Annotated in this window: 18 protein-coding genes; 6 read left to right on the top strand and 12 right to left on the bottom strand. The window is 32.0% G+C overall.

The annotated features are described in order from the left end of the window. Window positions 1–114 precede the first annotated feature (114 nt). The 5 genes from NYQ10_RS20165 to NYQ10_RS20145 all read right to left on the bottom strand — a co-directional run bounded on the left by NYQ10_RS20165 (window position 115) and on the right by NYQ10_RS20145 (window position 4,550). Window positions 115–840, bottom strand: a complete 726-nt coding sequence (locus NYQ10_RS20165) for an SDR family oxidoreductase (RefSeq protein ID WP_289878023.1) — start codon at window positions 838–840, stop codon at window positions 115–117. Between the two features lie 195 nt (window positions 841–1,035). Further along, window positions 1,036–1,959 (bottom strand): helix-turn-helix domain-containing protein, encoded by a 924-nt coding sequence (locus tag NYQ10_RS20160; RefSeq protein ID WP_289878022.1) that lies wholly within the window; start codon window positions 1,957–1,959, stop codon window positions 1,036–1,038. Between the two features lie 166 nt (window positions 1,960–2,125). Next, window positions 2,126–2,683 carry a 2'-5' RNA ligase family protein gene (locus tag NYQ10_RS20155; protein ID WP_289878021.1) on the bottom strand — a complete coding sequence of 186 codons (558 nt, stop codon included), beginning with the start codon at window positions 2,681–2,683 and terminating at the stop codon, window positions 2,126–2,128. Between the two features lie 23 nt (window positions 2,684–2,706). After that, window positions 2,707–3,021, bottom strand: coding sequence for a hypothetical protein (locus NYQ10_RS20150; protein WP_289878020.1), 315 nt, complete (start codon window positions 3,019–3,021; stop codon window positions 2,707–2,709). A gap of 497 nt (window positions 3,022–3,518) precedes the next feature. Further along, window positions 3,519–4,550 carry a helix-turn-helix domain-containing protein gene (locus tag NYQ10_RS20145; protein ID WP_289878019.1) on the bottom strand — a complete coding sequence of 344 codons (1,032 nt, stop codon included), beginning with the start codon at window positions 4,548–4,550 and terminating at the stop codon, window positions 3,519–3,521. A gap of 107 nt (window positions 4,551–4,657) precedes the next feature. Between NYQ10_RS20145 and NYQ10_RS20140 the strand changes: the two genes are divergently transcribed. The 3 genes from NYQ10_RS20140 to NYQ10_RS20130 all read left to right on the top strand — a co-directional run bounded on the left by NYQ10_RS20140 (window position 4,658) and on the right by NYQ10_RS20130 (window position 9,860). After that, a complete protein-coding gene (locus NYQ10_RS20140; RefSeq protein ID WP_289878018.1) occupies window positions 4,658–7,048 on the top strand; it encodes a TonB-dependent receptor in 2,391 nt (796 codons plus the stop codon). Window positions 7,049–7,070: 22 nt separating this feature from the next. Further along, complete coding sequence (locus NYQ10_RS20135) at window positions 7,071–8,306, top strand: DUF4374 domain-containing protein (RefSeq protein WP_289878017.1); 1,236 nt, start codon at window positions 7,071–7,073, stop codon at window positions 8,304–8,306. 78 nt (window positions 8,307–8,384) lie between these two features. Next, the gene (locus NYQ10_RS20130) at window positions 8,385–9,860 is read left to right on the top strand and encodes a PepSY-associated TM helix domain-containing protein (protein WP_289878016.1); all 1,476 of its coding nucleotides are present in this window, start codon (window positions 8,385–8,387) and stop codon (window positions 9,858–9,860) included. Window positions 9,861–10,029: 169 nt separating this feature from the next. On the opposite strand, the gene NYQ10_RS20125 is transcribed toward NYQ10_RS20130, so the two are convergent. Together NYQ10_RS20125 and arsC are read right to left on the bottom strand one after the other, a co-directional pair. After that, window positions 10,030–12,531: a TonB-dependent receptor domain-containing protein gene (locus tag NYQ10_RS20125; RefSeq protein ID WP_289878015.1), complete on the bottom strand. Its 2,502-nt coding sequence runs from the start codon at window positions 12,529–12,531 to the stop codon at window positions 10,030–10,032. Between the two features lie 91 nt (window positions 12,532–12,622). Next, window positions 12,623–12,967 carry an arsenate reductase (glutaredoxin) gene (arsC, locus tag NYQ10_RS20120; protein WP_289878014.1) on the bottom strand — a complete coding sequence of 115 codons (345 nt, stop codon included), beginning with the start codon at window positions 12,965–12,967 and terminating at the stop codon, window positions 12,623–12,625. Window positions 12,968–13,082: 115 nt separating this feature from the next. On the opposite strand from arsC, the gene NYQ10_RS20115 reads away from it, so the two are divergent. Together NYQ10_RS20115 and NYQ10_RS20110 are read left to right on the top strand one after the other, a co-directional pair. After that, window positions 13,083–14,012, top strand: coding sequence for a CPBP family intramembrane glutamic endopeptidase (locus tag NYQ10_RS20115; RefSeq protein WP_289878013.1), 930 nt, complete (start codon window positions 13,083–13,085; stop codon window positions 14,010–14,012). 4 nt (window positions 14,013–14,016) lie between these two features. Continuing rightward, window positions 14,017–15,060 (top strand): AMP-binding protein, encoded by a 1,044-nt coding sequence (locus tag NYQ10_RS20110; RefSeq protein ID WP_289878012.1) that lies wholly within the window; start codon window positions 14,017–14,019, stop codon window positions 15,058–15,060. A gap of 163 nt (window positions 15,061–15,223) precedes the next feature. On the opposite strand, the gene NYQ10_RS20105 is transcribed toward NYQ10_RS20110, so the two are convergent. The 4 genes from NYQ10_RS20105 to NYQ10_RS20090 all read right to left on the bottom strand — a co-directional run bounded on the left by NYQ10_RS20105 (window position 15,224) and on the right by NYQ10_RS20090 (window position 20,488). After that, window positions 15,224–16,438 (bottom strand): RsmB/NOP family class I SAM-dependent RNA methyltransferase, encoded by a 1,215-nt coding sequence (locus NYQ10_RS20105; protein WP_289878011.1) that lies wholly within the window; start codon window positions 16,436–16,438, stop codon window positions 15,224–15,226. Between the two features lie 135 nt (window positions 16,439–16,573). After that, on the bottom strand, window positions 16,574–18,553 hold the full coding sequence (locus tag NYQ10_RS20100) for a KUP/HAK/KT family potassium transporter (RefSeq protein ID WP_289878010.1): 1,980 nt from the start codon (window positions 18,551–18,553) through the stop codon (window positions 16,574–16,576). 128 nt (window positions 18,554–18,681) lie between these two features. Next, entirely contained in the window at window positions 18,682–20,034 is a 1,353-nt protein-coding gene (locus NYQ10_RS20095; protein ID WP_289878009.1) for a hypothetical protein, read from the bottom strand. A 112-nt stretch (window positions 20,035–20,146) separates the two neighbouring features. Next, entirely contained in the window at window positions 20,147–20,488 is a 342-nt protein-coding gene (locus NYQ10_RS20090; RefSeq protein WP_289878008.1) for a hypothetical protein, read from the bottom strand. Between the two features lie 224 nt (window positions 20,489–20,712). On the opposite strand from NYQ10_RS20090, the gene NYQ10_RS20085 reads away from it, so the two are divergent. After that, window positions 20,713–21,774: an oxidoreductase gene (locus tag NYQ10_RS20085; protein WP_289878007.1), complete on the top strand. Its 1,062-nt coding sequence runs from the start codon at window positions 20,713–20,715 to the stop codon at window positions 21,772–21,774. 75 nt (window positions 21,775–21,849) lie between these two features. Here NYQ10_RS20085 and NYQ10_RS20080 read toward each other — a convergent pair whose 3' ends face one another. Continuing rightward, window positions 21,850–22,308, bottom strand: a complete 459-nt coding sequence (locus NYQ10_RS20080) for a sensor of ECF-type sigma factor (protein WP_276172784.1) — start codon at window positions 22,306–22,308, stop codon at window positions 21,850–21,852. Window positions 22,309–22,336: the final 28 nt, after the last annotated feature.

The raw sequence follows: 22,336 nt of genomic DNA, 5'->3' as shown, positions 1-22,336 counted from the left end.
ATAATTATTAATTGTTAATTGATAATTGCAAAAATGTGGATGTGAAATATTTGTCATGTTTTCGTGTTTTTAAAAAGATAAATGTCTTTTTGCATTTCACATCTCACATTTTACTTAATTAGAATGCATTATGTTAAAATGATTTCTTAATTCTTCAGCGCTTGCATTTAATCTTGTTTCGCTGGTGCCGAAAGTTAATTCTTGTCTGCCTTCTTTTAATTGTTCAAAAATTGATTCGATAAAACTGCTTACACTTGGATGTGCATCATGCAAACCGATTCCGCCTAAATCGGTGTTTAATGCTGGCGGAATAATTTCCACAACTTCAATATTTTTTGCTTTTAATAAATGACGAAGCGAAAGTGTAAACGAACGGAAAAATGCTTTTGTAGCCGAATAAACAGGAACTTTTGCAAAAGGAGAAAATGCCAGTCCAGATGTAACATTCATTACTGTTTTAAGCGATTTTAATTGAATAAATAATGAAGTTAAATGTAATGGAGCTTCAATGTTTGTGCTCAATTCAGCTTTCATACTTTCGTAAAAAGTGTCATCGGTTATTGAAACCCAATTTTGAATTCCAGCATTGTTAACTAAAACATTTAAATCAGGATGATTTTCTGCGATCCATCCGTAAAGTGCAATACGTTCTTTTTCGATTGATAAATCGCATACTTTTGTAATAACGGAAGGAAATTTAATTTTTACTTCATTCAAAACACTTTCTCTTCTTCCGCAGATAATTACGGTATTGTTGTCCTGAATAAATCGTTCGGTAAGTCCAAGTCCGATACCACTTGCACCTCCGGTTATTAAAATTTTATTGTTTGATAAATTCATCTTTTCGATCTTTTAAATTGATAAGACAAAGGTAGGATGGAAGTAGAAATGGGAAGTTGTAAATATCAAATCGATGTTTGCGAAATTCAAATCAATTGCAAAATTCAAATACGATACAATACAACTTTGTCAAAGTTTCAAACTTTGACAAAGTTCTCGAACCTGAAACCTGAAACCTGAAACCTGAAACAAAATCTAACTCCTAAAAGCAATTGGCGTAAAAGAAGTTTGCTTTTTAAAGAAATTAGAAAAATGCGCTAATTCTTCAAAACCAAGAGAATAGGCGATTTCAGAAATATTCCAATCGGTTTGTTTTAAAAGGATTTTAGCTTCGTTGGTTAATCTTGAACTAATTAATTCGGTTGTGGTTTTTCCAGTATTTTCCTTTAAAACCTTATTTAAATGATTCACGTGAACGGATAATCTTTCTGCAAAATCTTTGGCAGTTCGCAATTCTAATCGCTGATTCGGAGATTCTATAGGAAATTGTCTTTCTAATAATTCAGCAAATAAAGAAGAAACTCTTGCTGCTGAATTGTGTTTAGAATATAATGCTGTAATTGGTTGCAATTTTTGCCCGAAGTGAATTAATTCGGCAACATAATTTCGAATTAAATCATACTTGTAAATATAATCAGAATTAATTTCTCTTTGTATTTTATTGAAAATCAATGCGACTTCTTCAACTTCTTGATCCGATAATTGAAAAATAGGATAACCATCTGAAGCAAAAATCGGAAGATCATCCAAATCAATTCCGCTTTTGTTTTTAGATAAAAACTCACTTGTAAAAACACAAAATTGCCCAGATTGATTGGTGTCTTGCGGCAAATAATTGTACGGAATTTTTGGTGTTGCAAATAATAAACCTTGCTTTTCAATTTCAATTATTTTATCGGCATATTCGGCTTTGTTGTGACCTCGAATTAAACTTATTTTGTAATAAGCTCTTCTATCATAAGGCATTCCAGGTTTTCCTTTCATGCGTTCTAGAAGTTCTTTGATATCGAAAACATTAAAATGTCCGATTTCTTTCTGAATATCGTTCGGAAGTAAAGAATTTGGTTCAACTGTTGAGCCTTCGGTTATGTCTTTGTAAAATGAATCTAGAGATTTCATATGTTTCGAATTGTAAAATTCAAATATACGAAAAAATTAGCTTTGTCAGGTTAAACGCAAAGAACGCAAGTTTTTTGATTTAGATAATTTGTAGAAAAACGCAAAGTTCGCAAAGCTTTGTGTAAAATCTTTGCGAACTTTGCGTATATCTTTGCGCTCTTTGCGGTTAAAACAAACTTCCTTGAACAAATTCTTGTTCTGGATTGCTTCCAAAAGGAAAAGTATCAATTACAAAAAACTGTTTATGAGGTTCTAATTCTCTTAAAACAATTTCATTACATTCAAATTTAAGATCGATTGTTGTAAAAAGTTCAGAAGCAATTTTGAGATTTTCTGGAGTTAATCGTCGTCCAATTGACATATGCGGATTATCGCTCTTTTTAAGTTTTAGAGATTTTAAAGTTTTATGAATCTTTTTCATAATCGGAACAAGATTATTTTTAGAATCTTCGTTTACTCCAATAAAAAAAGCGCCAGCATTTGGGAAAGAATTAAAATGATCTAAAGAAACTTCGAAAGGCGTAAAAGTATTCGAAATTTTAGAAAGCTTTTGTTTAACTGGATCAATTTGAGTTTCATCAATCGTAAATTCGCAAATCGTAATATGCGCTTCAGAATTACAGCTATTGTACCATTCTATTTTACTTTTTAAAAAGTCTTTTAGTTTTTTGACTGGTTCAACAACTGTTTTAGAATAAAATACAACTGAATACGTTTTTTCCATTTTTAGGGCTTTAAAAGACAAATTTAAAGCTTTCCTTTTAAATGCAATCGATGCAGAATTTCAGATTTCAGCAAACCACTTCCGCCTCCAAAATGCTCAATTACTTCAACATTTGGCTGATTTTTTATGCAAAAAGAAGTAAACTCTTTTTCAACATGATCTTCGATTCCAGAACTCAAAAGAACAATATCTATTTTATTGTTTTGAAAGTATTCTTGAGCTTCTCTTTCATTATTAAAAGCAACTGCATTCCAGTTTTCATCTGCATTTACAAGACGCAGTAAAATGGTCAAAATAGCTTCGTTTTTTCCGAGCAATAAAAATTCGAGAGTTTTCATGATATCTAGTTTAAGTGAAAAAGATACAACATTTCTAAGTTGAAATCATCAGAACAAAAATAGAAAGGATCAATCAAATCGAACTTAATCTAGGACAAGAAAAGCGTTTAATTTTTTGATGCTGTTGTGTTTTATCAGAATTCACCGATTACACTTTTTTTAAAGTTTTGTTAAAGTTATTGAGTTAATGTTTTGTATAGCAATTAATTAACTTTTGTGATACTGTTTTTTAACATAAAGATGAGGAAAACCGTAAGGTTATATCTTTTTCGGCTTATAATTTTGTCCTGTAAAAATTTAAAAGCGGTGGCATTCTTTGCCTTTTTGAATGGCACTTTAAATTTTTATACTGTTTTTGGAGAAACATTTTTTTAGAATTGATTCTGACATATTCATTTGATCGTGGGTAATTGTATAAGTTTGCAATATACATTAATGTCGAATTTTTAAGGGTTTTAAGATTAAGTCGACGGACAAAATTTTAAAACCCTTTTTTTTTAGAATAAAAATGAAAGTCCGATTAACCAGAATTGCAGAAAGTCGGTATTAAGTTTGAATTTTTGAGGGGAAAATCCATAGTAGCTTTTAAAAGCAGCCGAAAAATGAGAAACATCTTTGTAACCGCACTTATACGCAGCTTCGCTTACAGTTGCCGTTTTGCTTTGAAACAATTCTTTTGCGTGTTCCATTCTAAGTTTTATGATATATCTTTTGACAGTTGTGCCAAAACAGGCTTTAAAACCTTTTTTTAATTTGAATTCATTTAACGAGATAAGTCTCGAAAGTTCTGGTAGAGTAGGTGTGTTTCGATAATCGTTGTCTAGTATTTTTTTTGCTTCTAATAATTTGGTGTAATCTTCCTCGTCAATATTTTCTTGTATAGAAGGTTTTGTATTTAGAGTTTCAAGCTGATAAATTAGAAGCTCCTTAATCTTGCTTTCTATATAAATTCGTTTGAGAGCGCCTTGCCTTGTACAGCTTTTTATTTCGTGTGTAACCCATTGTATTGCAGGTGTAAAAGGAAGATATTTTGAAGTTAGATAACTGGATTTTTTGTTTAAAATGTTTTTTGAGAACTTTTCATGCAGTTGCCAATCTTCATTGATTATATTATAATAAAACTCTTTAGAAAGAATTATTGATAAATAATTGATTTTTGTAAAAGCTGGAAAATAAAAAGAAGCTTTATAGTTGTTCGTATAAAAAATATTATGCGTATTTTCTTTAGAATATTTCTCTCCTTCCAAATCTTGGATCTTAGTTTCTGCATTGTCATGGTAGGTAAAATTCATGACTACAGATTCTTCGTCAATTTCGAAAATAAAGGTTTTAGAAGTAGAAAAATACATCTGTGTATCCAATAAAACAAGACCTTCAGTTATTAAATGACGGCTTGTGATTTTCTCTTCTTCGTTGTTATTTATAACAATATTTTCTTCGGTTAATATGCTTTTGGGATAATATTTATCTCCAATTTTAATTTTTATTATTGGGGTTTCTGGTGTTAAAAGTGTGGCTTCGATTTTCAAAATTTAATCCGTTTTTACAAAATAATAATCCGTTTTTCCCTATCTTTTTTCAAGACGTTGATGGTACTTTTGCAGCAAAGTTATTTATAATTAGTCTAATTAAAGATATGTCAACTCAAAAAAAATTATTTTCCAGTTTATTTCTTCTTATCACGTTCTTCTCGTTTTCCCAGCAAAATCAAGGTTTTACAGTGTCTGGAAAAGTTGTTGAAAATTCTGGTCAAACAATTCCTTACGCAACAATTATTATCGAAAAAACGGGTTTAAGTGTAATTACAGATGAAAACGGAAACTATATTTTTAAAAATGTACCAACCGGAAAACACACTTTAAAAATTTCTGCGATCGGTTTTGCAGTTTATAAAAAACAAATAGAAGTTTCAGGCAATTTGAATGTTTCTGTCAAAATGGAAACGGAATCACAAGAATTAGAAAGTGTTACTGTTTTAGGGCGTTCATCAGTTGATAAAGTAAATAAACAAGCTTATAACGTAACAGCCGTTGATGCAAAAAAACTTCATAATTCGACTTTAGATTTGGCACATGCCTTAGATAGGGTGTCAGGTGTACGTTTTCGTGAAGCTGGAGGTGTAGGATCTCGATCAGAATTATCAATTAATGGATTTTCTGGTAACCAAATTAAAATTTTTATTGATGGTGTGCCAATGGATAATTTCGGATCGTCTTTTCAAATCAATAATATTCCAATTAATCTAGCTGATCGTGTAGAAGTTTACAAAGGTGTTGTGCCTATTTGGCTGGGCGGAGATGCTTTAGGTGGAGCTGTTAATATTGTAACGAATAGCAAACCACGAACATATGTGGATGCTTCTTATTCCTTTGGATCATTCAACACATTTAAAACTGCCATAAATGCTGGATATACTTCAAAAAGTGGTTTTACGACAGAGATTAATGCATTTCAAAATTATTCGGATAATAATTATTGGGTAAATGTTGAAACTAATGATTTGGAAACTGGAAAATATTATCCTGAAACAAGAGTAAGAAGATTTCATGATAATTACCATAATGAAACTGTAATCTTTAATGTTGGAATTACGGGTAAAAAATATGCCGATAAATTAATGATTGGTTTTACGGCCGGACAAAATAAGGCCGATATTCAAACTGGAGCTAGAATGGTAGCGGTATTTGGAGAAAGGTATAGACGTGGAAATACTTTGATGCCTACTTTGAAATACCAAGTAAAAGATTTGTTTACAAAAGGGTTGAATGTGAATATAACGGGGAATTTTAATTTTGGTTATGAACAAACTGTAGATACTGTAAATAGAAGATACAATTGGTTTGGGCAATATAGACAAAACGATGGCCCAGGCGGTGAAGCTGGTAGATCGCTTTATAAATTTAAAAACAACAATGGTATAGCTACTTTCAATGCAAGTTATGCTATCGGAGAACATCATTCTTTATTGATAAACAATACATTTAACACTTTTAATCGTAAAGGAAGTGATGAGCTTTATCCTGAGTCTATAACGTATCAGCAGCCTGAAAAGCTACAAAAGAATATTTTGGCAGCTGGTTATAAATTTGACTACAATGAAAAATGGAGCACGTCATTATTTGTGAAAAATTATGATTTGAGTACTACTCTTACCAGAAGTTATAATCCTTCTGGAAACTGGGGAGACGTTGCCTATATGGAGTTAAATGATAAATCATCTAATTTAGGTTATGGAGGAGCAAGTAGTTATTATTTAATGCGAAATGTACAACTAAAAGCTTCTTACGAAAAAACCTATAGATTGCCGACATCGAATGAAATTTTTGGTGATCCTAATGATAATTTACAGGGTAACAATAATTTAAAACCAGAATCGAGTAACAATGTCAATTTAGGTTTAAGTTATCAAACAAGCTTTAATGACTTTAATGCCTTGACATTTGATGTAAATGGTATATATCGTAATAGTACCGATTTTATCCGTACGGAATTTAATAATAATCAGAACAAAACGGTAACCGTTAATCAAGGTAGTGTAAAAACAAAAGGTATTGACGGGGAGATTCGATACTCTTACAAAAAGCGATTTACTTCTGGTATTAATATGACGTATCAGGATATACGCAACATGACCAAATATGAACCAGAACAAAATTATGTTTCCTATTATTATAAAGACAGAGTGCCCAACATTCCTTATTTGTTTGGTAATCTAGATGCAACAGTTTTTTTTAACGACGTGTTTAAAAAAGGAAATAATTTATCTGCGGGCTATAATCTTCTTTATGTACATGCATATTATTTGTATTGGCCAAGTAGGGGAGGTTCAAGTGGTAAACACGATATTCCAACGCAATTTAAGCATGATTTAAACTTGGTTTACACGATGGCTAATGGAAAGTATAACATTGCTTTAGAGTGTCAAAACTTATTGGATAATGAACTTGTGGATAATTTTTCACTTCAAAAACCTAGTCGTGCTTTTTATCTAAAATTTAGATACTTCTTTAACAAATCGAATAAATAATTTAATATAAACTTTAATACTTATGAAAACAATTACCAAATTGCCTTTATTGTTAGCAGCATTTGCTTTCACTTTTGCTTCATGTGAGAGTAACGATGAGCAAAATGAAGGAGCTAGTGGAGAAACAGGAAAATCAAAATATATAGTTACCGTTTCTACAGGAGCAACAGGAGTCGCGGATTATTTATTAACTGCCGACGACGTTTCAAAAGGATCAATTACCACAGCAGGAAACGGATTAGAACAAGACGGTACTTATCGTTATTATTTGTCAACGCAAAATAAATTTTTTAGTTTCCTTTACGGTCAAGGAAACCCAGGAGCTGTTACTACATATGGTTTGACTACGAATGGAGTTTTAACTAAGACTTCAAATTTCCAGGCTGAGACAGTCCAAGTTTTTGCGCCAGTTAACAAAGATATTTTAATGGTAAAAGTACCTAGAAGTGGCGCATCAATTTCTTATATGTATAAAGTTGATGCAGAACAATCTGTACTTACAGGAACAGTATCACAAGATACAAGACTTTTAATTGGAAATAAAAATCCAGATTTAGCAGAAAGAGCGCATTTTACTTGGGCAACTCAAGTAGGAGATAAAGTATTTATGCCTTATATGAAAATTAACGGTGCTGGGGATACTTTTGGAACAAGACATGCTGATAGTACTTGGGTAGCTGTTTATACTTATCCAGATCTAAAATTAGAAAAAGTAATTAAAGATAACCGTACAAGTTACTTAGGAGCTTACTTTACTAATGGATTGTTTCAAGATGAAAAAGGAGATGCTTACGGATTTTCTGGAGCTATTGGTACAGCTAATGGTGTAGTTACCTCTACAAAACCTTCGGCTGTTGTTAAAATTAATAAAGGTACAACAGAATTTGACAAATCTTACTTCTTTAATGTTCAAGAAAAATCAGGAGGATACAAAATTTCTTCGACAAGTTATATCTCAAATGGTAAGTTTTTATTGTTAATGTACGGAAACGCTGGAACTAATTCTGGAGCTGTTAAGTTAGCTGTTGCTGACGTATACAACCAAACTTTTAAATGGGTTACTGGTATGCCTTCTACATTGTCAAATGCGACTACTCGTTACAATATTACAACAGAAGATGGAAATTCAGCTATTCTTGGTGTAAATACACCAGACGGAAACTGGATTTACGCTATCAACGGTACAACAGCTGTTGCTACACAAGGTATGAAAGTTGAAGGCGGACAAATTACTGCAATTCAGAAATTAAAATACTAATATTTTTTTGCCGCGAGTCCTTATTTTGAATTAGGACTTGCGGTTTTTTTTATTTATCCTATTTATCTATCACAAAATATGTTTTCTTTTTTAAAATCAAAACCAACCCCAAACAATAAGAAAAAAAGTAAAAAATCACTTTTTAAGCGCGTTATGGCTTGGCTGCATTTGTGGCTTGGTTTAGCGTCTGGAATCATTGTAGTTATTGTCAGCCTTACGGGCTGTATTTATGTTTTTGAGCACGAAATAAAAGATTTTATCGAAGACTGGCGTTTTGTAAAACCTCAGGAAAAAGCATTTTTGTTGCCTTCTCAATTGGTTTCAATTGCAGATAAAAAAATGAAAGATAAAAAAGCTACAAGTGTTACTTTCGGAGAAAAAGACGAAGCGGCAATTGTAGGCTATTTTGTAGAGAAAAAAGAAGATGGCGAAAGAGGCGGTCGAGTAGAAAAGGGCGAAAACAAAAAAGCGGAACATAAAAGAGGAGAAAGAAAAAAAGATTTCGCTAAAAATGAAGGCGAAAAAGCAAAATCTGATTTAAAAACTCAAGGGAAAACTGGAGAAAAAGGCAAAGGAAAGGGAAAAGATGAAAAACGTAAAGGCGGCAGAAGATCTGGTACTTTTATTAGCGTTTATATGAATCCGTACACGGGAGAAATATTAAACGTAAAAACTTTTTCTAGAGGAGATTCGCCAGATTTTTTCAGATGGATATTAAACGGACATCGTGCTTTGTGGCTTCCGTATGATATTGGAAGACCAATTGTAGGTGTTGCTGTTCTAATTTTTGTGGTTTTATTAATTTCTGGTATCGTTTTATGGTGGCCAACAAAGTGGATAAAATCAATTATTGATAAAAGTTTTAAAATTAAATGGGATGCAAGCTTTAAACGTGTCAATTATGATATGCATAATGTGTTCGGTTTTTACAGCTGTATTTTCCTGTTTTTTATTGCCGTAACTGGTTTAGTTTGGAGTTTTGGATGGTGGAGTAAATCATTGTATTGGGTAACTTCTGGCGGAAAACCATTAACAGAAAACCGTGAATCTCCAAAATCAGATACTACAAATGTTGTAGCATTTAATATTACAACTGCCGACAAGGTATTATTAAAATTAAGAAAAGAAAATCCGCAAGCTTCTGGAATTTTAGTTAACATTCCAGGAAAACCTTCGGATCCAATTGGTGCTTTTGTTTACAAGCAGAAAAACACCTATTATAATATGGATCGTTACAGTTATGATCAGCAGTCTTTGAAAGAGATTTCGATTAAAACTCCTTTCTCAGGAAAATATGTTGAAGCAAATATTCCAGACAAAATCCGTCGTATGAATTATGATATTCACGTTGGAAGTGTTCTTGGACTAACAGGAAAAATTATTGCATTTTTTGCCAGCTTAATTTCTGCAACTCTTCCTATTACTGGATTTATAATTTGGTGGGGTAAACAGAAATGGGGTAAAAAGAAGCCCGCCGCAAAACCAAAAGTGGCAGCAAAAGCAATTCCTGTTCCTAAATTGAAAAATACAGCAGAACAAGAAGTTACTGCTTAAAAATAGTAAAACTGGTTTTTAATTCTTTTTTGTTTTTTTTTTTTTTTGATCAAAGGCAAAGCTGAGCAAGCTTTGCCTTTTTGTTTTAAGAATATGAATTAAAAAAAAATTCCAAATCCCAATCTTAAAAATTGGAATTTGGAATTTTAATATTGAAGTTTAAATGAGATTATCCAGGAAATTCTCCGCCTTCTCCGCCGCCGTCATTGTTTTTAGGCATATTTTTATCTCTTTCACCTTTTGGTTTATTGAAACGGTAAGTGAACGATAAATTGAATTGACGTTTACGGAATTGGAATTCACTATAAGAATTTACATTATCTAAGTATGTGTAAGATCTCATTTTTCTAGAATTGAAAACATCACTAATATTAAATGCAATAGTTGCTTTGTCTTTCATTACATCTTTACTGAAAGCAGTGTTCATTCCGAATTGACCTAAGTTTTTACCTTGAGCTGTTTTTTGTTCTCCATTGTACATCCCAGTTAATTGCCAGTCAATTTTGTATGGCAATGTAACTTTAGAGTTTATCCTCGCAAACCAAGAATTAGCCTGATTATCTAAATTCTGAACAACCACATTTCCTTGCGTGTCTGTATAACTGTTTTCTCCAGTAGTTTTTACGTTAAAGAAGTTAAAGTTACTGTTCAATTTCCACCATTTGTAAGGCGTGTAATTGAATGTAAACTCGAAACCAAATTTTTGTTCTCTTCCTAAGTTGATAGGAGAACTTTTAATTACTGGCGTACCATCAACTACTTCACCTGGTGCAGGAGTTACCACTTCACCGTCAGGAGTTACAACATCACCAGTAGGAGATCTTACAAAGCTGAAAACGTCTTTTGTGTTCTCAAAATAAGCTGATGTATTAAAAGTTACTTTACTCCATCTTTTGATATAACCAATATCATATTTATCTGTTAAAGAAGGATCTAAATCAGGGTTACCTTGAAAGATATTGATGTTACTTGCATAGTTTACCGCAGGATTCATAAAACGTCCTCTTGGTCTAGATAAACGCTTGCTATAACTTGCAGAGAAATTACTTTGATCTGAAATTTCGTAACTAACAAAAGCACTTGGGAATAAATTGTTGTATTTTTTAGTGTTGAAATCACTATTATCTAATAAGTTAACTTGGATGTTGGTATCTTCCCATCTTAAACCAAACAAATAAGAAAATTTATTTACTTTGAAACCATATTGCGTATAAAGCGCATTGATGTTTTCTTTATATTCTAAAGTATTAGATAAATTAGGATCGGTCACATTCTGACCATTCGAATCAAGAGTGCTAACATTATAGATGTTATTCAGATCTCCAAAACTTCCTTTGTAACCTGCTTCAAACTGCCCGCCTTTACCAAGAGGCAACACATAATCAACTTGAGCTAAAACTTGCTTCTGTACTTGGTCGTTTAAAGTTGTATTAAAATTTGGAGAAGCAGTAATTGTACTATTGCTGTCATCTGTATTTCTTGAGATAGAAAAATCAGCAGTAAGTTTGTGTCCTTTGTCGTTGAAATTTTTAATTAAATTAGAAGTAAATTCAACATTTTCACTTCCTGTATCAGCGTTATTTAAACGGTAAGATGTACCTGTAAAAGCTCGATTTGCATCGTAATTGTAATAATTGATCAAATCACGATCGTCACCAGTATTATTTTGGTAATTAATTGCATTTGTCCAGAAAGTTGTTGGTGTAAGTGTCCATTCAACTCCAGCTCTTCCATTAAATCCATTTCTAACACGTTTTGTATCACGTGTTTCATCTAAGAAATTTTTTGTAGTTCCATCTGCATTTAAATACTCAGAGTTTGTTTTACCAGCTCCTTCATTTGTTCTATAATTGTATCCAGCAGTTGTGAAGTAGTTTAATTTTTCGGTTTTATAATTCACATTGGCACTTAAACCATAAGTTTCAGGCAAACCTGTTGAGGCAATCAAAGTTCCGTTAAAACCTTGATTTTTACCTTTTTTAAGAATAATGTTGATAATTCCAGAACCTCCTTCAGCATCATAACGCGCAGATGGATTAGTAATAACTTCTACTTTATCAATAGCATCAGCAGGAAGTTGTCTCAAAGCTTCAGCCATATTAATAGCTTGCGAAGGTCTTCCGTCAATTAAAATGCGAATGTTATCGCTTCCTCTTAAACTAACATTTCCTTCAGTATCAACAGAAACAGAAGGTACATTGTCTAAAACGTCGCTAACGCTTCCTCCTTTTACAATCATATCTTGACCAACGTTGTAAACTTTTTTGTCTAATTTTATTTCGACAGTAGATTTTTCAGCTCGAACCACAACTTCATTAAGCTGTGCAGCATCTTCAGATAAATTAACAACACCTAAATTAGTGTCGCCTTGAATGCTTCTTTGTTTAATTTCAGTTGATTTAAAAGAGATAAATTCAACTTTTATGTCATAAGTTCCTGGTGCAACAGCAACCTCAAATTCTCCTTTTGGATTTGTAATCCCGCCAGCGATAACTTTAGTATCATTTGGAGCAGTAATAGAAATAGTAGCATATTCTAAAGGTTGTTTACTTACTTTTTCTAATACTTTTCCGCTGACTTTTACTTTGTTGCCGCCAGGACCTTGTTGTGAGTAATTGTACATGCTTGTAAACAAGAATACTAGCAGTACAGCAAATTTGATTTTTTTCATTTTCTGGTTTTTCTTTTCTCTTTAGACGGCAAATGTAGTTTTTGGTTTAAAGAAAGAAATCACAAAATAATGTTAATAGGGTATTTTAGAATCAATCTAAAAAAGAAGCTACAAGATCTGGATCTCTGCCAATTATAGCTTTTCCGTCTTTTACAACTATTGGTCTTTCTATTAAAATTGGGTTTTCGACCATTGCATTAATAATTTGTTCCTCATTTAAAACTTTTCCTTTAAAGTTTTCAATCCAGATTTTTTCTTTCGTTCTAACCAACTGAATAGGCTCTAAATTAAGTTGTTTCAAAAGTTTTTTTAGTTCGTCGACACTTGGCGTTTCTGTCAAGTAAGGAATAATTTCAAATTCTTGTTTAGATTGTTCTATGAAAGCAAGACAGTTTCTTGATTTTCCGCATCTCGGATTATGATAAATTTGTATCATTTTGTTATATTTAAGGGTTCAAATATTTGTAAGGCAAAAAAGAGGTAGTTTTGCAAAGCTAAAAGTAAGATTTACTTATGGAATTTGAATTCTCATTTTTTTAAATTTTAAATTTATGTTTTTAGAACAAGGAATTAAGCCTGAAAATAAATTTTGGAAATATCTCGTAGGATCTCTTTTTATTATAGCAGCATCTTTTGTAGGGCAAATTCCACTTACTGCGGCGGTGTTTTATAAAGCTTTTAGCGAAGGAAAAGCTTTTCCAACAACGAACGATGGTGTTATGAAAATGTTCGAATCTAATACAACGCTCTTTCTTGTAATGATTTCGTTTGTTTTTGCTTTTGCAGGAATTTACTTTGTGGTTAAATATATTCATCATCAAACATTATTATCAATAACAACATCGCGACCAAAAACAGATTGGAAACGAATTTGGTTTTCTTTCTTTTTGTGGACTTTTATTTCACTTGTAAGTTTCTCAATTGTTTATTTAAGTTCTCCAGAAAAGTTTGTTTTAAGTTTTAAATTGGTTCCTTTTCTAATTTTAGTTGTTTTAGGTTTTATATTAATTCCGATACAAACCAGTACAGAAGAATATGTTTTTAGAGGATATTTAATGCAAGGATTTGCCAATTTAGCGCGCAATAGATGGTTTCCGCTCGTTATGACTTCGGTAATTTTTGGATCGATGCATTGGTTTAATCCAGAAGTAGGTAAAATGGGGAATATCGTAATGATTTATTATATAGGAACAGGATTGTTTTTAGGCGTTATCACTTTAATGGATGAAGGAATGGAACTGGCGCTTGGTTTTCATGCCGCAAATAATCTTGTTGGAGCGCTTTTGGTTACCTCAGATTGGACTGTTTTTCAAACATATTCGATATTTAGAGATCTTTCAGATCCTTCAGCTGGAATTGATGTCATTTTACCAGTTGTAATTATATATCCAATTTTGCTTTTTATTTTTAGTAAAAAATACAGATGGACAAATTGGAAAGAAAAATTGACAGGAAATATTAATGTTGAAGTAATAAAGTAAAGTTATGCCAAATTTGACTCATAGAAATGTACACAATTATTTTAAATTAAATGGCTATCATTTAAATGCCAATGATTTATGTCGCGTTGCATATAGTTATGTTAAAGAAGGTGACGCATACGAAAGATCAATTGGTGAATTCTTTTTAGATTGGTTTGATAAAAAGGATTATATAGAAATGACAACTTCAGGAACGACTGGTCTTCCTAAATTAGTGAAATTAGAAAAGCAGGCGATGATTCAGTCGGCACTTGCAACGGGCGATTTTTTCGATTTGAAACCTGGAGATAAAGCTTTATTATGCCTTCCGACACAATTTATTGCAGGCAAAATGATGTTGGTTCGAAGTTTAATTTTAGGATTAGAACTAGATGTTGTTTCTCCGAGTCTTCATCCGCTTGAGCTAAATACAACAACATACGATTTTGTTGCGATGGTTCCGCTTCAAGTTCAAAATTCAATTAATGGACTTTCAAAAGTTCGTAAATTGATTATTGGTGGAGCTAAAATGGATTCTTCTTTAGAAGAAAAACTTTTACCGCTTAAAACAGAGATTTATGAAACCTACGGAATGACAGAAACGATTACGCATATTGCGGCAAAACGTTTAGGAGATTCTGTTTTTTCAATTCTACCAAATGTAAAAATATCGCAAGACGACCGCGGATGTTTGGTTATCAATGTTGCAACAATTTCTGATGAAGCGATTGTAACGAATGATTTGGTAGAATTATTAAATGATCAACAATTTATTTTTTTAGGAAGAATTGACAATGTAATTAATAGTGGAGGAGTGAAGTTGATTCCTGAGCAGATTGAAGCTAAATTAACAGGGAAAATAAATAGCAGGTTTTTTGTAACTGGACTTCCAGACACTACTTTAGGAGAAAAATTAGTTTTGGTTATTGAAGGAGAAAAACAAGAATTTCCAGCAGATTTTTTTGATGTTCTCGGTAAATATGAAAAACCAAAAGAAATAGTTTTTGTTTCTAAATTTAAAGAAAACGAAAACGGAAAGTTGTTAAGAAAACCAACTTTACAAGAGTAAAATTCTAGATTCTAGACTTTGAGTTTAGAACTTTGTCAAAGTTTAAAACTTTGACAAAGTTGGCTAAATATAAAAGCATAGAAAATAAAAAAATCCAAATTCCAAGTTTTAAGATTGGAATTTGGATTTTTCAATTTAAGTAATCCGAAATATAATTTGGAATTTATTTTTTTCTTTCCAAAAGTGCCATGTAGAATCCGTCAAACCCAGATTCAGACGCAAGCATTTTACGATCTTCAACAAAAGTAAATTGTTGCCCGATTTCTGTTTTTAAGAATTTTTCCACTTGCTCCTGATTTTCTGATGGTAAAACAGAACAAGTTGCATAAACTAATTTTCCGCCTGGTTTTACAATTTTAGAATAACTTTCTAAAACCTCACTTTGAACTTTACGAATATTATCGATAAATTCAGGTTGTAATTTCCATTTAGAATCTGGATTTCTTTTTAAAACCCCTAATCCGCTACAAGGGGCGTCAATTAAAACACGATCAGCTTTTTCGTGCAATTTTTTGATCACTTTCGTGCTGTCAATAATTCTATATTCAATATTAAAAGCGCCATTTCTTTTTGCTCTTAATTTCAATTGTTTCAATTTGCTTTCGTACAAATCCATTGCAATTAGCTGTCCTTTATTTTCCATTAAAGAAGCCATGTGCAATGTTTTTCCTCCAGCTCCTGCACAAGTATCAACTACGCGCATTCCTGGTTTTACGTCAAGAAATCCTGCAACTAATTGCGAGTTAGCATCCTGAACTTCAAAAAGTCCTTGTTTAAATGCATCTGTCAAAAATACATTTGCTCTTTCTTTTAAAACTAAAGCTTCAGGTTGATCTTTTAAATATTCTGTTTCAATATTTAAATCCATCAAAGTATTTCTAAGGCTTTCTTTAGTTCCTTTCAAAGTATTTGTTCTAAGAATAACTTTTGCGGGCTGATTTTGTGCTGCAATTTCTTTCGACCAAACTTTTTCTCCTAGTTCTTTTACTCCCAATTCATCCATCCAATCCGGAATAGATTCTTTTAAAGCTCTGTTTTTAGATAATTCGTCAAAACGGCCTTTTATTTTTCTTTCTGGTGTTCCTTCCAATTGTCTCCAATCTGGAATTGGGTAACCGCGTAGAACTGCCCAAACGGCAAACATTCTCCAAAGGTTATCTCTATCGTAAGGTTCTTTTACTTCGGCAATTTCAGCGTACAATCGTTTCCAACGAACAATTTCGTATATCGTTTCAGCAACAAACTTCCTGTCAGAACTTCCCCAACGTTTGTCTTTTTTTAATGCTCTAGCTACCACTTTATCGGCATATTCTCCTTCGTTGAAAATAGCATTCAAAGAGTCAATGGTAGTATAAACTAAATTTCTGTGTAATCTCATTTCTATATTTTGAGTTGCAAAGGTACTATTAATTGATTGAAAGTTAAATTTTTAATACTGAATCTTATTTAGACTTTCATTAAATGAAAAAAACACTCCAATTTAGAGTGTTTTTTGAACTTATTGTTAAGCTTTTTATTCTTTAGAAACAATACGCGTTAATCCAATATTTTCTGGAGCATGAAGCACCATTGGGAATTTCTCTACTTTAACAGAGCTGCTGTCTAGACCGAAAGCTCTTTCTTCAGACAAACTCAGTTTTTTGATGAAGAAATAAGAATTCATAATAATGTTTTCGTGCCATCTTAAATCATTGTCATTTGATAAGAATTTCTCAGACAATACAAATTTAAAGTCTCCAATAATATTGTTTTTGTTTAAAGATTCGTAACGGCTGGTAATATCTACTTCTCCGCGTTTTACCATGTCTTTGATAACTTCTCTAAACATCAAATTGATTTTGGTTGGTTCTCTAAATCCTAAATTGAAATCAATTCTATAAATATCGTCTTTAGCGATTTCAGTTACTTTGTATTGTGTTTTATAAGGTTCAGTCAAAATATTAACGTGAACAAACCAGTAAATATCAGCTCTTTTTGGGCGTTTTTGAAGAATAGAATAAATGATTTTTTCCTCCAATTCATCCACACGATTGGCATTCGTCATATAAACTAAATGCGTTGCATATTTCGGGATAGATAAATCTTGACTCAATTCTACTAAAACTTGTTTGTAGTCATCAACTTTAACCACTTTCGTGTAGTTTTTGTTGATTTTCTTAGCTAAATACCAGATTGTCATTACAGAAATCAACATACTTGCAATGATTAATGTCACATAACCGCCTTCTGCAAATTTTGTAATGTTAGCGAAAAGGAAACTAAACTCAATTAATAAATAAATGGTGATAAGCGGTACCATAAAGTATAGTTTTACACGCTTCATAATTAAGTAATAGTTTAACAAAATCGTTGTCATGATCATGCAGAGAATAATTGCAAGACCATAAGCATGTTCCATATTTCCTGATTTCTCGAAATGTAAAACGATTCCAACACAACCAAAAAACAACAACCAGTTAATTGATGGAATGTATAATTGCCCTTTAACTTCAGTAGGATATTTAATTTTTACTTTAGGCCAGAAATTAAGGCGCATTGCCTCATTTATCAAAGTAAATGAACCACTAATAAGCGCTTGAGAAGCGATAACGGCTGCTAAAGTAGCTACTACAATTCCGAATGGTAAAAACCAATGTGGCATAATTAAGTAGAATGGATTTCCATTTTCTCCGCCTAATTGCTGTAAAGTGCTTCCTTCATGATGAATTAAATAGGCAGCTTGGCCAAAATAATTTAAAACTAAAGTAGTCTTTACAAACATCCAGCTAATTCGGATATTTTTTCTACCGCAGTGTCCCATGTCAGAATATAAGGCTTCAGCTCCAGTTGTACATAAGAATACAAAACCTAAAACAAAGAAGCCATCAGGGTGTATAGACAATAAATGGTAAGCGTAATACGGATTAATCGCTTTGATAACTTCTGGATAATTAAGTACTTGAATAGTACCTAAAGTTCCAAGCATGGCAAACCAGATTAACATCATTGGAGCAAAGAATTTCCCAACCAATTTAGTTCCGAATTGCTGAATTGTAAATAAAACAAATAGAATGCTGATTACAATGTAAACAATAGTTTGTGTTTGCATTGTTGGATAAAATGCCCTAATTCCTTCTACAGCAGATGAAATCGAGATAGGTGGCGTAATAATTCCGTCGGCAAGCAAGGCACTACCTCCAATAATGGCGGGAACAATAAGCCACTGAATTTTTGTTTTCTTAACTAATGCGTAAAGAGCAAAAATTCCTCCCTCACCGTGATTGTCCGCACTTAAAGTAATAAGTACATATTTAATTGTAGTTTGTAATGTTAAAGTCCAAAAAACACAAGAAATACCTCCTAAAACAATATCGGCATTAATGGTGTGATCGCCCAAAATGGCTTTCATTACATATAAAGGAGAGGTTCCAATATCTCCATAAATAATCCCTAAAGTAATCAATAAACCCCCAATAGACAACTTACTATGTAAGTTTTTATGCGATGCGCTCATGTATATTTTTATAAAAGACGGTTGCAAATTTACTGTTTTAAAACAAATTAGCAGCAATTAAAATTAAAAAGATAAAAAAAAGCACAATCGTAAAATTGTGCTTTTCTTAATTATGGTTTTTAATAAAATTAACCTCTTCTTCCGCCGCCGCCTCTATTGTTAGAGCCACTCTCTCTTTGTGGTTGTCCTCCTCTAGATTCTTGGCTTACTCTAGAAGTTTCCTGACTTGCTCTTGGAGCTTCAGAACGTTGTTGAGTTTGTGCTGGTCTAGCAGAATATTCTCTGTTAGAACTAGATCTGTTTTCAGAATTGCCTCTTGGCATTTCAGTTCTTTGAACTGGAGCAGATTGTGTTGTATTCACTCTATTTTGAGAATAGCTTCTGTTCTCTGATCTTTGGGTAGACATTTCACGATTAGAACTAGATCTATTTTCTGAGTTTCCTCTTGAAGTTACTCCTGTATTGTTGTTTCTAGATTCTGTTCTTGGAGCATTTTCAACTCTTGCTGAATTGTTTCCTCTGTTTGAATAGTCCCTGTTTATGTTTGTTTCTGTATTTCTATTTGCAGTTCTGTTGCTAGAATTGTAATTTCTATCCGTATTTCTTTCTACAGAAGTTCTACTAGTTGAATTTCTGTTTTCAGCATAATTTCTATTCGTTGTTCTGTTGTCAGAAGATATTGGTCTTACAGTATTTCCTCTATTAGTATTATAACTATTTCTATTAGATTCTCTGCTGGCTACACGTCTTTGATCCAACTCGTATCTGTTTGTTGCATTAGAATGTCTTTGAGCAAAACTATAGTTTGGACGCATTCTTTCGTAACCATAAGTACGTCTTGTTTCGTAGATTACTGGAGCTCTGTAACTTCTTCTCACATTTACATAATTGTAACTGTTGTGAACATTTATACACACATTTACATTGTTTCTGTATCTGTAAACAGGGTAAGGTCTCCATGCTGTATAATATGTTGGATAATAACCCCAATACCATGTTGAATAGTAAGGTCTGTAATTGTTTACCCAAAATGAAGTATAAATTACCGGTGCAACGCTATAAACAGGCTCGTAAATGTAATTTGCTCCATATAAATAAGAGTTACCTACAATTTGAACACTAACTTTGTTGTAATTATCTCTTTCGACATCAATAGTAGCAACGTCTTGATAAACATCACGGTCTAAAACGGCTTGTATAATTACTACGTGAGTTCTGTCTTCAACACTCTCGATTACACGAAGATAATCTACTTCATCATCGCCATTAAGGTCAAGGTTTGAAATTTGATATTTCGGGTCATTTAATCTTCTTTCAAAATCTTGAAGATTGGCAGATTCTCCAAACATCGAAGCGACTGCTCTTAAATCTAAATTATCGCTTATATCTGAGTTTTTTGCGTATACAGTAGTTTGACTTTGTGCTGCACAAGAACCAAAAACTAAGGCTATCATCGCTATTAAAAGTAATTTCGTTTTCATGACTAAATTATATTAAATTATTTTTTCTATAAGTGAATATCCAATTACTGTGCCATAAAATTTATGCAGTGTTTTTGTTTTTGTAATTAGTTGATTTTTAATATTTTAATTTTTATCGAGTCTTAGATAGAAATACATCTAATATCGTAGCTACAAATGAAATTATAATATCTTTTGGACGAATTCCAGGATTTGTACTATAATTAGCTTCCCTAGATTTCATCACGATATTTATTGTTGCAACATCTTCATAAATATTTGTGTCTACTTCTGATTGAATAATTATGAATTTGATATTATTTTCAATTTTTTCTATTACACGTAAATAATCAACCTTGCCATCGTTATTTAAATCGAGATTTGAAATTCGATCATAAGGATCGTTTAATCTTCTTTCAAAATCTAATAAATCATAAGACTCGTCATAAATAATTGAAACGGCATTCAAGTCCAAATTTTCTATTACATATGAATTTTTTGGGTATACATTTACTCTTTGCGCATTCATTAAGTTTACTAATAGTATAAAAACCAACGAAAAAAATAGATTTTTCATATTTTACTTGTTAAAATTTACTTAAATAAGTTTCAATTACTATGCCAAAAAAAGACTGGTGATAATGATTTTGATATTTTATAAATAATCGTATTTTAGCGTTAACCAAATTTTGATTTCCTATGAAAAAACTAGCTTTATTTTGTGGTATTTTTATTTTATTGATGTCTTTTAGAACATTTACTCATAAAACCGAACTTCTTTATAGTAGTGGTTTTACATCAATGACTGTAGATACTTTGTTTAAAGATAGAATTAGCATCAGAGCAATTTTGATTGATAAAAATAAAGTTTGGTATGGTGCCGATAATTCTCGTTTTGGTTACTATGACTTAATTAAAAAAGAAAAATTTGAAGAACACATTTATCGTGATACTTTAAATTTAGAGTTTAGAAGCATCGCTCAGACATCAAAAGATGTTTTTTTACTTAGTGTAGCAAATCCTGCGTTGCTTTATGCAGTTTCTAAAAAAGACAATAAAGTAAAATTGGTTTACAAAGAAATTAATCCAAAAGTTTTTTACGATAGCATGCAATTCTGGAATGACAAAGAAGGAATTGCGATCGGCGATCCAACAGAAGATACTTTCTCTATAATTGTTACACGAGATGGAGGAGAAACTTGGACAAAATTACTATCAGATAAATTGCCAACAAATACAACTGGTGAAGCGGCTTTTGCAGCAAGTAATACCAATATTGTAATTAAAGGAAATGATACTTGGTTGGTTTCAGGCGGAAAAAAAGCGCGCGTTTTTTATTCTCCGGATAAAGCAAAAACATGGAAGGTGGTAGAAACTCCAATTGTTCAAGGAAAACAAATGACTGGAATTTTTACAGCCGATTTTTATGATTCTAAACAAGGCTTTATTGCAGGCGGCGATTATGATTATCCAAATAAAAAAGTAGATAATAAAGCCTTTACAAAAGATGGCGGAAAAACTTGGGAATTAATCGGTCAGAATATGGGCTTTGGTTACGCATCTTGCGTGCAATATGTTCCTGGAGGAAATGGAAGAGAAATTGTTTGTGTTGGTTCTGAAGGAATACAATATTCTCAAAATGGAGGCGAAAACTGGATGCAACTTTCTACAGATTCAACACTTTTTACGATTCGTTTTGTAAATAGAAATACTGCAATCGCAGCTGGTCATAATAAAGTGGTTAAGCTTAATTTTAAATAAAAAATAAGAACCCTAAATAATAAAGTAAGTATTATTATATAGGGTTCTTATCGCTGTTGTTTCTTTATTTATCGCTTAGTCTTTATTGGCTTTATCACGATATTGCTGCAATAATTTTCGGCTAAAATCATCTTCAGATTTTTTAAGCAATAATATTTTCTTCGCAGAAAGTACTTTTTTAACATTACTCATAAATTTTTCTCTTAGCTGATACAATTCTTTATCTGTGGTTTCAATTTGAGATAATAAAGTTGCAGCTTCTTTTTCTGAAAGATTTTTAAGATTATCGTCGTTTAATTTTTTCAGATAAGTTTTCATTTTAAAATGCCTTAATTCAAATTGTTTGTCATCATAAGCATTATAAATTGGCCAAAATTTTTCAGCTTCAGTAGAAGTTAATTCCAATTCTGTCGTTAAAAATGAAACTTTAAAAGCTTTGATCTTTTCACGTTTTTCATCAATTTTTCCATTTTGTGCAAAAAAGGAAATACTTGTCAGAAAGAGCAGTAGCGGTAAAATGTTTTTTATTTTCATTGCTAAGTTAAGTTGTTGAGTTAAGTTG

This window comes from Flavobacterium johnsoniae, assembly GCF_030388325.1.
Lineage (GTDB): Bacteria > Bacteroidota > Bacteroidia > Flavobacteriales > Flavobacteriaceae > Flavobacterium > Flavobacterium johnsoniae_C.
This window is presented reverse-complemented; position numbering and strand designations above follow the sequence as displayed.